The sequence below is a fragment of the Mesorhizobium sp. WSM4887 genome, from assembly GCF_029625865.1.
Classification (GTDB): domain Bacteria; phylum Pseudomonadota; class Alphaproteobacteria; order Rhizobiales; family Rhizobiaceae; genus Mesorhizobium.
This window is the reverse complement of the sequence record NZ_JARTVP010000004.1, coordinates 255,606-269,882: the sequence shown is the minus strand read 5'-3', so window position 1 is coordinate 269,882 and position 14,277 is coordinate 255,606. Positions and strand designations below refer to the sequence as shown.

The following is a 14,277-nucleotide window of genomic DNA, read 5'->3' as shown; positions in this document are numbered from 1 at the left end:
GACGACGGCCATGGCGGCACGGTCGACCAGGTGGTCACGGTGACGGTCACCGGCACCAATGACGATCCGACGATCACTGCGACGGCGACTGGGTCAGTCACGGAAGACAGCCCGGCGGGCGCTACCGAGACCAGTTCGGGCACGATCAGCTTCGCTGACGTAGATCTGACAGACAGCCACAGCGTGACTGCGAGTTTCCTGTCTTCGACCAATGCGGGCGGCCTCCAGCTCGGCTCGCTTATTGCGACGAAGACTTTGGACACGTCTGGCGGCACCGGCGGGACCGGCGCCTGGAATTACAGTGTAAACAACTCCGCGATCCAGTTCCTGGCGGCCGGTCAGACGATCCAGGAAACCTACCAGGTCACAGTTACCGACAATCATGGCGGTTCGACCAGCCAGAACGTCGTCGTCACCATCACTGGCACCAATGATGCGCCGGTCATAGATCTGAACGGCGGCTCGGCGGGGACATCGACAAGCATCAACTACACTGCCGGGTCGGCGGCCACGGCCATCGCTCCAACTGCGACGATCACAGACATCGATTCCACCAATTTTGGCGGCGGCTCGTTGACCGTGGGCTTTACAGCCAATGGCACGTCGGCCGATCAGTTGACCATCCAGAACCAGGGTGCCGGCGTCGGCCAGATCGGTGTCAGTGGCAGCAACGTCACCTACGGCGGCCTTGTTATCGGAACGTTTACCGGAGGCACGAACGGGTCGAACCTCGTCATCACGTTCAACGCCAGCGCCACGCAAGCGGCCGCGGCGGCCCTGGCCGACCATATCCTTTATTCCAACTTGACCAGCCCTACCATTGCCAAGACGGTGACCTATACATTGGTGGATGGGGACGGCACGGCCATTGGGGGTACTGACACCAGCAGCGCCACGGCGACGATCAGCGTAACGGCGAGTGCTCCCGCCATAACGCAGATCACCGGGGTTCAAGGAAACAATAACGCGCCGAGCACGCTGATCATTCAGTTCAGCGAATCCGGAATGAACCATTCATTCTTCGATGCGTCGAAGCTGACCTTGACCAACGGTGTGACGCTCGTATCGACCACCGGTACGTGGGGCACCACAACCGATGGCAGCGGCAATACGGTCGATACGTTTACCTTGCAGGTCAATAAGCCCAACAACGGCACGAGCTATACGGCAACATTCGCCAATGGAGCTTTCAAGGATGGCGACGGCCATCTCAGCACCGGCGCATCTCAAACCGGCCTCAAGCCCGCCGGCACCGCCGGCGAGCCGATCAATCTTGCGCTGACCGACCCGTCGGACGGTCAGGCCGTCACCGTCACGGTGAAGGATCTGCCTTACGGCTGGACCATCGACGGGGCCACGCAGAATGCCGACGGCTCCTGGACGGTGCAGTCCTCCGCCGTGCACGAGCTGACGGTAACAACGCCTGCCGATTTCGTGGGCGCGGCGGTGCTCGACGTCCAGATGACCTGGACCAATGCCGACGGCACCACGGGCAGCGTGTTCATCGCCGACAACGTCGAGGCCTACGCGCCAGGTTCGCCGATCTTTGCCTGGTCGGGCGACGACGTGCTCACCGGCTCGAGCGGCAACGATCTCTTCGTCTTCTCGCAGCCGATCGGCAACGATACCGTGCACAGCTTCGATGCTGCCGCCGACCAGATCGACCTCATCGGCTACTCCGGCTTCCAGACCTTCGCCGACGTCCAGGCGCATACCGCGGACAACGCCAGCGGCAATGCGGTGATCACGCTCGCCGACGGCCAGTCGATCACGCTGGAAGGCGTGCACTCCTCCGCGCTCGGCGCCGGCAATTTTGCCTTCGACCAGACACCGGTAGTGAACAACGCCGGCACCATGACGATTGGCGACGGCGCCCTGCTGCCGCTGAGCGGCACGGTCAACAACAGCGGCATCATTGCGCTGAACTCGACCGGCGCCGAGACCCTGCTGCAGATCATCCAGCATGGCGTGACCCTTGAGGGCGGCGGGCAGGTCGTCCTGTCCGACAGCGCGGCCAACGTCATCTCCGGCACCGGCCCGGACGTTACGCTCGTCAATGTCGACAACACGATCTCGGGTGCCGGCCAACTGGGCGATGGCATGCTCGGCCTCGACAACAGGGGCATCATCATCGCCTCTGGCAGCAATCCCCTGGTCATCGACACCGGCGGCAGCGTCGTCACCAACTCCGGCACGCTGGAAGCGACCGGTTCAGGCGGCCTGGTCGTCGCCGGCGGGCTGGCGAATTCCGGCATGCTGTCGGCCAATGGCGGCAACATCGTCATCCACGGCGAAGTCACCGGCGACGGCGATGCCACGATCGGCAACCTGTCGAAGCTGGAATTCGGCGCAGCCTCGTCGACGGATGTCACCTTTGCGCAGAATGCGGCCGGCACGCTGGAGCTCGACGACTCCTTCGACTACAGCGGACGGATCGGCGGCATCACCAACGACGACAAGCTGGACCTCAATGACATCCTATTCGGTGCCGGAACGACCGTCGCCTATCAGGCGAGCCAGGATGGCAGTGGCGGCACGTTGACGGTCTCGGACGGCGCACACAATGCCACGCTGCATTTGCTCGGCACCTACGATGCCAACGGCTTCAAACTCGCCGATGACGGCGAGGGCCATACGGTCGTGACATACAATCCGGCGGAGTTCACGCTGACGGGCATCGGCAGCGGATCGAGCGAGCTGGTGTGAACCGACAGGCGGGCCGCCGGCAGCGGCGGCTCGCCCCTCTGAAAACTCGGCCTGAGGTGTATCGAGTGGGGTTTTGGAATTGAACGGCAAGCCTAAAATCGTCAGGGAAGCGCTTGGCGCCTGCCGCCGCTATTTCCTGTTTGCGGCGGTGTTCAGCCTGGCCATCAACCTGCTTTACCTCGCATCGCCGCTCTACATGCTGCAGATCTACGACCGGGTGGTCACCAGCGGCAGCGAGACGACGCTGGTGATGCTGACGCTGGTGCTGCTTGCGGCATTCCTGGCGCTCGCCGGTCTGGACCTCGTGCGCGCCGCGATCCTGACGCGCGCCAGCGCGCGGCTCGACCGGCTGCTTTCGGCCAGGATCCTGGCGGCTTCCGTCGAGACCCCGTCGCAGGGTGCCTCGCCAAGCCAGCCGATCCGCGATTTCGACACCTTCCGGCAGGTGATCACCGGCAGCGGTATCCATGCCCTGTTCGACCTGCCCTGGTCGCCGATCTATATCGGCATCATCTTCCTCCTGCATCCCTGGCTCGGCTTCTTCGCGTTGGGCTCCTCGCTGCTTCTCATCGCCATGGCGGTGCTCAACGAATATATCGTGCGGGCGCCGCTGAAGCAGGCCAACGACCTTGCCACGGCCAACTACAATTTCACCGAAATGAGCCTCAGGAACGCGGAAGTCATCCGCGCCATGGGCATGATCGACGGCCTCGTCCGGCGCTGGGGGCGCGATCGCGGCCTGGCGCTCGGCCAGCAGGGGCGGGCGAGCGACCGGGCAGCGGTCATGTCCGGGTTGATCCGCTTCCTGCGCCTCACCATGCAGTCGCTTATCCTCGGCCTCGGCGCCTATCTGGTGATCGAGCGGCAGATCACCGGCGGCTCGATGTTTGCGGCCAGCCTGCTGCTGGGCAGGGGGCTGCAGCCGGTCGAGCAGATCGTCGGCCTCTGGCGCAGCCTGATCCTGGCGCGGGCCGCCCTTGGCAGGGTCGAGAGGCTGCTGGACGGCGGCGCGCAGGGCGAACGCTCGTTCAACCTGCCGAAGCCCTCCGGCAAGGTCGCCGTCGAGCAGTTGAGCTTCGCCATTCCCAGCCTGCAGAAGGTGCTGCTGCGCGATGTGTCGTTCCGGCTCGAAGCAGGCGAGGCGCTCGGCATCGTCGGCCCTTCCGGCGCCGGCAAGTCGACGCTGGCGCGTCACCTAGCCGGCATCATGCAGCCGAGCCGCGGCACGGTCAGGCTCGATGGCGCCGACATGACGCAGTGGGGAAGGGAGGCGCTCGGCGACCATATCGGCTACCTGCCGCAGGACATCGAGCTGTTTTCAGATACGGTGGCCGCCAATATCGGCCGCTTCAAGACCGATGTCGACCGCGAGGTGATCGAGGCGGCACGGCTCGCCGGCGTGCATGAGATGATTATCCGGCTGCCGCAAGGCTACGAGACGCAGATCGGCGAGGGCGGGGCGGTGCTGTCCGGCGGCTACCGGCAGCGCATCGCGCTTGCCCGCGCCGTCTTCGGCCTGCCGAACCTCATCGTGCTCGACGAGCCGAGCTCCAATCTCGATGCCGACGGCGATCGCGCCCTGGCCGAATGCGCGCTGGAGCTGAAGCGTCGCGGCAGCACGGTGATAATCGTCTCGCACCGGCCCTCGACTTTGGCCAATGTCGACAAGATCCTGCTCTTGCGGGATGGCGCGGTCGAAGCCTTCGGCATGAGAAACGAGATCGTGGCGCTGCTCAACCAGCGCGCGGCACCGATCACGGTGGCGGCCCAATGACCGATATCGCCGCTACCTATCGCAACCTCGCCGGCACCGAAGATGCGGGCGCCAATGCGGACTCGATCCGGGCACCGGTGTGGATCGGCCTGCTCATCATCGCCGCCTTCTTCGGCGTGTTCGGCGGCTGGGCCGCGGTCGCGCCGCTCAATGGCGCGGTGCTTGCCGATGCGGTGGTGAAGGTCGAAGGCAACCGCAAGAGCGTCCAGCATTTCGATGGCGGCACGGTGAAGGAAATCCGGGTCAAGGATGGCGACATCGTCAAGGCCGGCGATGTGCTGGTGCTGCTCGACGATACCCGCGCCCGGTCGGAATTCAACCTCTATTCCCAGCAATATGCGCTGCTGCGCGCCACCGATGCCCGCATCCGCGCCGAGCTGGACGGCCATGAGGCGGTTGCCTTCCCGAACGACATCACCGCCGAGCACCAGGCCTATCTGCAGGACGCCATGGCCAACCAGATTGCCGACCTCGAGAGCCAGCGCGCCTCGATGGCCGGCGCCAGGCAGATCCTGCAGAAGCGCATCGCCGAGCTCGACGAGCAGATCGATGGCAAGCAGGCGCGCGTCGAATCCTTTCGCGCGCAGCTCAAGTCGACGATCGACGAAAAGGCAAGCCTCAACAAGCTGCTGAAGGCGGGACTGACGACGAAGCCGCGTATCCTGGAGCTCGACCGCTCGGCCTCCGATCTGCAGGGCCTGATCGACCAGGCGCTCGGCGAGATCGCCGGAAATCGCCAGAGCAAGGCCGAACTCGAAAGCCAGATCGCGCAGCTCACCAACGAGCGTCGCGCAAAACTTTCGGCCATGCTGATCGACACCCAGTCGAACCTTGCCGATCTGGTGCCGAAGATGTTTGCCGCACAGGCCACGGTGGACCGCGCCGAAGTGCGCGCGCCCTATGACGGCCAGGTGATGGACTTGACCGTCTTTTCGACCGGCGCGATCGTCGCGCCCGGCCAGACCATTTTGGATATCGTGCCGACCAGGAATTCGCTGATCGTTCAAGCGCAGGTCAAGGTCGAGGACATATCCAGCCTGCGCGCCGATATGACTGCCGAGGTCCGCTTCACCTCGTACAAGCAGCGCACGACGCCGGTCATCCACGGCCGCGTCACCCGCGTCTCGGCGGATCGCGTCACCGATGCCAAGACCGGCTTTCCCTATTACGTTGCCGACGTGGCGGTGAATCAGCAGGAACTCGCCGCCGCGCCGCAGATCCAGCTCTATCCCGGCATGCCGGCGCAGGTCATGATCGTCACCGAGGAACGCACCGCGCTGGACTACATTCTGGGGCCGCTGACCACGTCGCTGCATACGGCCTTCCGGCAGAAGTGAGGGAACTGCCCGTCAAGGGGTAGCGCAAGCATTGGACGGCTGCAGTCCAAGCATTGCGGCGGTGCCGGCGGTCGATTCCCATTTCCCCACTAGCCCTACCTTGGCTGCTCAGCATAATCTCGCGCCCGTTTCCAACCCCTGAGTCCGCATGAGCAATCTCCTCTTCACCCGCGTTCCTTTCAACCCGGTCTCGCTCGGGCTTGTCTGCAACTTCATCGCTCACTATCCGCCATTCGACGGCTATGAATTCGGCCAGATGGTGAAGTCGCTTCGTTACCAGCTCGAGCAGCAGACGCATCTGATCGCCGCCATCGGGGATGCCATCGTCGCCTATGTCGGCTGGATCGTGACCAGTCGCGAGGTTGCCGAGGCGTGGGTGGCGAACAATGGTCCGCTCAATCCCTATCCCGGCGGCCCTGCCGTCGCTGTGACGGTACTGGCGACGCGCTCGTCCTCGCACATCCTGCCGCTGATCAAGGAGGCCAAGCTGCTCAATCTCGACAAATCGGTCTATTGGAAGCGCGATTTCATAGATGCCCGCGGCGCCATGAAACGCGCTGTGCGCAAGCGGGACGCGTGATGGCGCATCCAGTATCCATCGAGGCGCTGACCCAGGAGATCCTCATCCGCCTCGACGACCGCTATGCGTCGATGTTCGTGCGTATCTGGCAGCCGGCGGGCGCGCCGCGCGGAACCGTGTTCTGTTTGCACGGCTTTACCGGCAACGGCGCCGATTTCGACTACCTGGCAGCCCTCCTTTGCCGCAACGGTTATCTGGTGATCTGCCCTGACTTGCTCGGGCGAGGCCGCAGCGCCTATCTGGGTTCGGGTTACGACATCAATGTCTACTACAATTGCCTGCGCGCGCTCGGTCAATTTGCCGGCAAGGAAAACCACTTCATCGGCTCCTCCTGGGGCGGCACGATCCTTTTGCTGTTTCTCTACATGACCCGCTCGCGGGCGACCAAGGTGGTGCTCAACGACGTTCCCATGCTTGGCGGAGCCAATGTCGACCGTATACGCGCCGAGATCATCCGCGACAGCGAAGCGAAGTTCGCCACTCGCGCCGAGGCCGAGGCGTATGTGCGCTCGACTCGCTCCTTCATGGGGCCGGTCGAGGAAGCCGTGTTTTCGCGCTATGTCGCCAACAAGGTCATTTCCGGCCCCGACGGTTTCCGCCTGGCCTATGACCCCGCCACGACCGGGAGCTTCTGTTCCATGGCCGGGCGCGACTACGATCTGTTTCAGATTGTCGCCAAGGTGCAGGCGCGGTTCCTCCTTATGTACGGCCGCGACAGCAATTTCATCGACAGGGAGGCCATCGAGCGCACGCGGCTTGTTCGTCCGGACCTGTGGGTGGCCGACAATGTCGATGCAGGCCACCCGCCCTCGCTGATGACTCTCGACCAGGCGCTGCTCATTCTCGGTTTCCTTACCGCCGCGTGACGGGCATCGAACCGATCTTTGATTTAAGTCGTTGACGTCACCCCGACCCTTGCGCCTCGATCATCTCGATCCTGCACCAGCGCCGGCCTTGGCGAGTGATCGAGCACACGCCCAGTCCCCGTTCGGTCCTTGGTTCGCTGAGGCTGACCAGTTCGATGCTTGCGGCACGCGGCGGTTCGAGATGCAGCGCCCTTAGCACGAAGCGCCGGCCTGTGGCGGCCTGGTACCGGTTGAACACCACTGCAAGGATTTCAGCGTTGCTGCGCCGGCCAAGCACGAGGTAGCGATGGTAGGCGGCACTCCCGGGCAAGGCGATGTGAGGGGCGAGCCGAGGCTCCTTGCCGGACAGCCCCTCAGCCTTGTCGAGGTTGACGATGTAAAGGTCGAGCGGCGCGCCCTTGGTCGGCACAAGCGAGACCGCCACGGCTGTGTCGTGATCGCGTCGGAAGCTGATTGCCGCACGGTGGGCGATCGGCCGCAGGAACTTCAGGTCGAGCCGGGTGAAATCCGGGCAGCGGCGTTCGATCAGAGCCACGACGTCCAGCCCGCGCACGTAGCGGCGGCCACCCACATGTGGGAAAGAGAGCCGCTCGCCCTCGATGAGCGGACGGGTCCGGGAGGCCTGGTTCATCGCCGGGCAACGGCGACCGAGGAGCCGGCCGCCGGCCGCAACGCCAGCCCATAGTCGAAGCGGATCACATCGTCCGCCCGGTTGAAGGTGAACTGGCGCACTATCGCTCGCACCGCCTCCCTGACCTCCAGCCGACCGAGGCGTGCGCCGCCGCACATGCGTGGCCCAGTGAGAAAAGGGATGAAGGCGCGACGGTCATACGTATCCTCGATGAATTCCTTGCGGCTGGCATCGAAGGACTTCGAAGCGACCCAGAAAGCGGGATGCTGGTGCACGCCCACCACGGAGAGCAGAATGAGCTGCCCGGCCCGCAGCTGCCTGCCGTCCAGTGACGTCTCCGCCCCCACCTCCCGGACCAGGAAGGGGATCGGAGGTAAGTAGCGCATCGTCTCGTTGACGATGCAGTCGGTATAGGGCGTGTCCGGCTTGCCCGTATCGATCTCGTCCTGAATCCGCTGCTGCACCTTCTCGTTGGCGCCCAACCGATCGATCACCCACAGCACCGTGGCGACGGTGGTCTCCACGCCGGCAAAGACATTCATGACGAACTCTTCGACGGGCGAGAAACCCCGGACAGCCTTGGCCTTCTCAGCGAAGCGCGCCATCTCCGCCGCAGCGCCTGGCTCGGCGGCGAGCTGGGCGGCAAAATCGGCGACCACGTGGCGGGCGTCGTACACGGCCCCGTCACGCTCGGAAATCGTAGGCGCTACCCAGGAAAAATATTGTAGCCGGCGGAGCACTTCGCGGACCCGGTCGATCAGCGTGAGCGTCTGCTCGATGTCCCCGACCAGGCCGAAGGCGCGATAGAAGATGGTGAGAGAGGCCGAAAACAGTGCCTTCTGGATGCCGGGCAGCGTCGCATCGCTTTGCAAGAGGCGGGTAGTGTAGATTTCGGATACCGCGTTTTGCTGAGTCGGTCTCGCAGCCGCCAGATAGGCATCCTGGGTGATCTCGCGCCGAATCGCCCAATTTTCATCGTTGGTGTTGAAACGGCTATAGCCCAGGGCCGAGATCATCGAGAAGTTCTTGCGGAACAGCGCCGGCGACTTGACGATGTGGTCGACCGCATCAGGATGGTCGAACACCTGGAGGTTTCCGATGCGATTCTCGGCCGCTCCCTGTCGACCGCTTTGGGCGTAGAGCGCGTAAACGAGACTGTTGAGGACGTCCTCGATCTGCGATTGATTCATCTGGCCCCCGCCATCCGCAACCGGATATAGCCGGTTTCGGCGGCTGACATACCCGTCCAAGACGCTTAGCACATTTGCTTCGAGTCGATAGGCTGGTTGGACCCAGGTCCGACAGCTCACACGTGTAGCGGGATCCGAGGCCTCAGGTCCGCGTCCATGGGATGGTTGCTGTGGCAAAGGTGTCACAGCGCCTGACGAAGACATTTCAGTGGCTTTCGCGGATGCTTCCCATGAGTTAGCTTGCCGCGGGTTTTGGGTTTGGATTCTTTGGGGGAAAGCGTGCGGGCGCAGGCATCCGGTAGATTTTTGGCGACTGTTGCGGCCTCGGCTGCGTCAATGACTTCTGTCGGCGTGGTGGCGGCCCATGCGAATGACGCGCAGGCAACAGACCAGACGGTCGTCGATTCGCGCATCAAGCTCGCCTTTGAAGGCTCGTACTTTTCAAATGACATCCATGATGCCGACAAGCTCGGTCTTCCGCCCAGCAAGGGCGGCTTCAACGGCTCCATAGCGTTGACCAAGCAGATTTCGCCGGACATGGATTGGCGCCTGGCCGGCGCCTTTCATACCGGCAGGGACTGGTCGGAGGGCGACAGCGAAGCGGTCCCCGGTGGTGTGCTCAGCGCGTCTCTCAGTCACGGATTCGATTTCCAGACGGTCGACTTCGATCTCGGCAAGCATGTGAAGGTGCAAACGGCCGACATTCGTTTCTTCGGTGGCCTGCGACTGCTGCACGCCGACCAGACGGAGTTCCATTCATCCTTCTCGGCAACACCCACCGATCCCACCGACAAGGGCTTCTCCACTGACAAAATCGGCACCTCGGAATACTGGGGCATTGGTCCGCGCATCGGTGCGGAGGCTTACTATCCGGTTGGTGAGACGTGGGGCTTGACGGGTTCGGTTGCAGGGTCCGTCATGTGGGGGCGCCGCACCGACCGCATTCGGCAAAATGTGACATTTACGAACCCCGACGTGCAATTTTCCGATACACTGTCTAGCCAGCACTCGAGTGAGACCGTCTCCAATGTCGAGGCTTCGGTCGGCTTGAGTTGGACTCCCATCGCGAACACTACCTTTACGGCAGGCTACAAGATCGAGCAGTGGCACAATCTGATCGTGAACGCGGACCAGAAGAACCAGACGTTCGACGGTCCGTTCCTGCGCCTCGAAGTCAAGATGTGACGGCGGCGGCTCGCTGCAAGTGAATTTGGAAGCCGGTTTCGAGTCCAGGTTCGCGGCCAACGACAACGTCAAATTGCACTACATTGCGGCGGGCTTCGGCCCGCCGATTGTGTTTTTGCACGGCTTTCCCGACCATGGCCTCGGCTGGCGTCGCCAGATCGAGGCACTCGAAGGCAGGTATAGGGTACTGGCGCCGGATCTGCGCGGCTTTGGGCGAAGCGATGCCCCGCAGGGGCATGCCAACTACGCACTCATGCCATGCCTTGTAGAGGATGTCCTGGCCGTGCTGGCGGCGGAGGGCCTTTCCCAGGTTTCGGTCGTTGGCCATGACTGGGGTGGCATGATCGCCTGGTGGCTGGCGATGCGCGTGCCGCAGCTCGTGCGCCATCTGGTGCTACTGTCGGCGCCGCACCCCCGCCACTACTTGCGCGCCATCCACGATCCGGCCAATGCCGGCACCATCAACTACATCCGTCGTTTCCAGGGGATCAGCGGCGCCATACCGACGCCGGAGGAGCTAGGCGGCTGGGTCGCCGACGCAGCCGAACGGCAGTTGCTCGTCGAGTCGCTTGAGCGCTCCCACCCTGATGCGATGCTTAGCTACTACAGAGCCAATATACCTTTGGGCAAGATGCCGGATATCGGTCCTCTGCCGCCAGTCAGGGCGCCGACTCTGGTGATGTTCGGCTCCGACGATCCCTACATTCCGGCCGGCGCCTATGACGGCACATACCGCGAGGTCGACAACGTCACATCGCTGCTGGCGCTACCTGGTGCCGGGCATTTCATCCATCACCAGGCCGCTGCCTTCGTCACCCGCGAGATCGAGGGCTGGGTGTCGCGGCCACCGTCGAGCTTCCGTAGTCTGGCTTAGAGCCATCCGCCGCCGAGCTCCTCGACATATCCCGGCATGATCGCGTCGGTCCGACGGGACCTTGGCGCCATGTCTCGTATTCGGCGTGTCACTCCGAATCAGCCTACTCGGCCCGCTCTTTAGACCTCGGATAGGTTTTGCCGGTATTTGTCGGAAAAAACCGAGCCGGAAAAGTCATGACCGAGATCTGGCACTCACTGCTGGCCAATCTTGCCCTGGTCTCCATCCTTGTCGTCGCCTGGGACCTTGTGGCGGATTTCACCGGGCGTCTCTCGCGGCGGGCACATTCGCTGCTTTTGGGCGTGGTCATGTGCGCGGGCGCGGTCATTTCCATGGCGACGGCCTTGTCCGTCTCCGGCTTCATCGTCGACCTGCGTGCCGCGTTTATCGGCGCGGCCGCGTTCTTCGGCGGATGGCCGGCGATGCTCATCGCCGCTGCCGGCTCCATCGCCTATCGTCTTCATCTGGGCGGTCAGGGCGCCGAAGTCGGCGTCATGAGCATCCTGATCACCGCAGTCGTCGGCCTGGCCTGGCACCACATCGTCGCGGTCCGTTCGCGCACCATGTTCGACATACTCGGCCTCGGCCTGTCGGTCGCGCTGGCCGGGCTGATCACGCTTCTTGTCATTCCCTCGCAGGTCGTGACCGGCTTCGTGCAGCAGAGCACTTTGCCGTCGCTCCTGTTCCGCTTCCTGAGCACCTTCATCATTGCCGTGCTGCTCGACCGGCAGCAGCGGCGACGCGATCTGGCCATGTCCAACATGATATTCCGTGCCATGGTTCGCGAGCTGCCGGACAGTCTCAACGTGAAGGATGCGGAGGGGCGCTTCATCGCGGCCAATCCAGCCACCGCCGAACTGGTGCGCGCCGCCTCCGTCGAGGACCTCATCGGCAAGACGGATTTCGATTTCTATCCCAAGGACGTGGCCGAGCGCTTCAGGCAGGATGAAATGGGCGCGCTGGAGACCGGGCAGACGTTGCGCATCGATCAGCCCGCGCTCCTGCCTGACGGCAGGCAGGGCTGGCTCTACACTCTGAAGGCGCCGTTCCGCGACGAGGCCGGCAAGATCGTCGGCGTCATCACCTACAATCGCGACATCACCGAGCAGAAGCGAAACGCCCAGCTCAAGAACGACTTCATTTCGACGGTCAGCCACGAATTGCGAACGCCGCTGACATCCATCCGTGGCTCGCTTGGCCTGATCGCAGCCGGCGTCGCGGGCGAGCTGCCGCCCAAGGCCGCCAGCCTCGTCAACATCGCCCACAACAACAGCGAAAGGCTGGTTCTTCTCATCAACGACATTCTCGACATGGAGAAGATCGAGTCGGACGTCATCACCTTCAAGATCAAGCAGATGCCAGTGCGTGCGGTCCTGGAGCAGGCCATCGCCGCCAGTTCCAATTACATGGCCGAGAGCGGGATCCGCATCGTCCTGGTCGACGATGCCCCGCGCGCCGAAGCCAATATCGACCCCGATCGCCTGCACCAGGTGATGGCGAACCTGCTGTCGAATGCGATCAAGTTCTCCGATCCCGGCGGCACTGTCATGGTGAAGCTCCAGCGTCGCGAGCGCGACATGCTGCGCATCTCCGTTGTCGATGAAGGCGCCGGCATCCCGGAAGCGTTCCGCAGCCGCATATTCGGCAAGTTCGAGCAGGCCGATGCCTCCAGCACCCGCAAGAAGGGGGGCACCGGCCTGGGCCTGAGCATCGTCAAGACTATCGTCGAAAAGCTCGGCGGCGCCGTTTCCTTCGAAAGCGAGGAAGGCAAGGGAACCTCGTTTCACGTCGATCTTGCCGAAGCGCAGAGAAGTGTCGAGAAGCCGGTTTTGGTCGAGCGCCGGTCGCGAAAGCGCGATGGCCGCCTGCGCGTCCTCATCTGCGAGGATGAGCCCGACATCGCTGCGGTGATCGCAGCGCTTCTCGACGCCGACGGCTTTTCCAGCGATGTCGCCCCCGATATCGGTACCGCAAAAGCGCTCCTGAACTCCCGCGACTATGTGGCGCTGACGCTCGACATCAAGCTGGCCGGGGAATCCGGCATCAAGCTTTTCCACGACATCAGGGTCTCACCGGTGAATTCCGAGATTTCGGTCATCGTCGTCTCCGCCATCGCCGACGAGGCCAGGCGCTCGCTGAACGGAACCGCCATCGGCATCGTCGACTGGCTGGAGAAGCCGGTGGATTCGGCGCGCCTTCACGCCGCTCTCGCCAAGATCCTCGCCAGCAAGGTCGAGCGGAGGCCGAGGATCCTCCACGTCGAGGACGACGAGGGCGTCCTTGCCGTGATGTCAGCTGGCTTGGGTCCGGGCGTCTTGATCGCTTCCGCCAAAACGCTGCAGGAGGCGCGGAAGGCGGTCGCAAAGCATCGCTTCGACCTGGTCATCCTGGACATACTGCTTCCCGACGGATCGGGACTGGATCTGCTCATCGATCTGCCGCTGGAAACCCAAGTCATCGTGTTCTCGGCGGCCGAGTTGGATCAGAACCTCGGTGACCGGGTGCAGGCGATGATGACCAAGACCAAGGCGTCGGAGATCGATGTCGCCAGGCTGGTCAGGAGCATGTTGGTCTCATCGCTCGATAGCGCCAGACCCGCCTCCAGTGCCAAGGAGTGATGATTATGCCGGCAAGGATCCTCTATGTGGATGACGAGGACGACATCCGCGAAATCGCCCAGATGTCGCTGGAACTCGAGCCGGAATTCGAGGTGCGGTCCAGCGCCTCGGGCATCGCAGCGCTGACCGATGCCGCCGATTGGCGCCCTGACCTCATCCTGCTCGACGTGATGATGCCGGACATGGACGGGCCGGAAACACTGAGGCGCCTGGCCGATTCGCCGCTGACGGCCGCGATTCCGGTGGCGTTCATCACGGCGCGCACCCAGACGCATGAGGTGGAGCGTTATCTCGCCATGGGAGCCGTGGGAGTGATCGCCAAGCCGTTCGACCCGCTGGCGCTTGCGGGCGAGGTGAGAAGGCTGCTTTCGGGGCGTTCCGGCCCGGTTTAGCCGGCGAGAAAGCCGCGCAAAAGATGCCTGTCGGCAAAGTCGGTTTTGCGTTTGCCGCTCCTATACCATGGCCCAATATTCATCTAGTGATTGTGTCGAAATGCGGCCGCCGCGAATCGGCTTT

11 protein-coding genes are annotated in these 14,277 nt (G+C 63.3%); 9 read left to right on the top strand and 2 right to left on the bottom strand.

Annotated elements, in window-relative coordinates; all coding sequences use genetic code 11:
• The 5 genes from P9230_RS18175 to P9230_RS18155 form a co-directional block, all read left to right on the top strand.
• On the top strand, nt 1-2,706 hold a 2,706-nt coding region (locus P9230_RS18175; RefSeq protein WP_278120243.1), incomplete at its 5' end, for a VCBS domain-containing protein.
• Nucleotides 2,707-2,785: 79 nt separating this feature from the next.
• A complete protein-coding gene (locus P9230_RS18170; RefSeq protein WP_278120241.1) occupies nt 2,786-4,480 on the top strand; it encodes a type I secretion system permease/ATPase in 1,695 nt (564 codons plus the stop codon).
• Nucleotides 4,477-5,817 carry an HlyD family type I secretion periplasmic adaptor subunit gene (locus P9230_RS18165; RefSeq protein ID WP_095824821.1) on the top strand — a complete coding sequence of 447 codons (1,341 nt, stop codon included), beginning with the start codon at nt 4,477-4,479 and terminating at the stop codon, nt 5,815-5,817. The genes P9230_RS18170 and P9230_RS18165 overlap by 4 nt, the downstream gene beginning before the upstream one ends.
• 148 nt (nt 5,818-5,965) lie before the next feature.
• The gene (locus P9230_RS18160; RefSeq protein WP_278120239.1) at nt 5,966-6,397 is read left to right on the top strand and encodes a hypothetical protein; all 432 of its coding nucleotides are present in this window, start codon (nt 5,966-5,968) and stop codon (nt 6,395-6,397) included.
• Nucleotides 6,397-7,263: an alpha/beta hydrolase gene (locus tag P9230_RS18155; RefSeq protein ID WP_278120237.1), complete on the top strand. Its 867-nt coding sequence runs from the start codon at nt 6,397-6,399 to the stop codon at nt 7,261-7,263. The genes P9230_RS18160 and P9230_RS18155 overlap by 1 nt, the downstream gene beginning before the upstream one ends.
• 37 nt (nt 7,264-7,300) lie before the next feature.
• Here the strand turns inward: P9230_RS18155 and P9230_RS18150 are convergent, their stop codons facing one another.
• Both P9230_RS18150 and P9230_RS18145 read right to left on the bottom strand, forming a co-directional pair.
• Nucleotides 7,301-7,894: a hypothetical protein gene (locus P9230_RS18150; protein ID WP_278120235.1), complete on the bottom strand. Its 594-nt coding sequence runs from the start codon at nt 7,892-7,894 to the stop codon at nt 7,301-7,303.
• Nucleotides 7,891-9,084, bottom strand: coding sequence for a cytochrome P450 (locus tag P9230_RS18145; RefSeq protein ID WP_278120233.1), 1,194 nt, complete (start codon nt 9,082-9,084; stop codon nt 7,891-7,893). Before P9230_RS18145 ends, P9230_RS18150 begins: the two co-directional genes overlap by 4 nt.
• A 336-nt stretch (nt 9,085-9,420) precedes the next feature.
• Here P9230_RS18145 and P9230_RS18140 point away from each other — a divergent pair, with 336 nt between their 5' ends.
• The 4 genes from P9230_RS18140 (at nt 9,421) to P9230_RS18125 (ending at nt 14,153) form a co-directional block, all read left to right on the top strand.
• On the top strand, nt 9,421-10,269 hold the full coding sequence (locus P9230_RS18140; protein WP_278120231.1) for an Lpg1974 family pore-forming outer membrane protein: 849 nt from the start codon (nt 9,421-9,423) through the stop codon (nt 10,267-10,269).
• Nucleotides 10,270-10,288: 19 nt separating this feature from the next.
• A complete protein-coding gene (locus tag P9230_RS18135) occupies nt 10,289-11,143 on the top strand; it encodes an alpha/beta hydrolase (protein WP_164746690.1) in 855 nt (284 codons plus the stop codon).
• Nucleotides 11,144-11,319: 176 nt separating this feature from the next.
• Complete coding sequence (locus tag P9230_RS18130; protein ID WP_278120229.1) at nt 11,320-13,761, top strand: ATP-binding protein; 2,442 nt, start codon at nt 11,320-11,322, stop codon at nt 13,759-13,761.
• Nucleotides 13,762-13,766: 5 nt separating this feature from the next.
• Complete coding sequence (locus tag P9230_RS18125; RefSeq protein WP_082980640.1) at nt 13,767-14,153, top strand: response regulator; 387 nt, start codon at nt 13,767-13,769, stop codon at nt 14,151-14,153.
• The last annotated feature ends 124 nt before the right edge of the window (nt 14,154-14,277 follow it).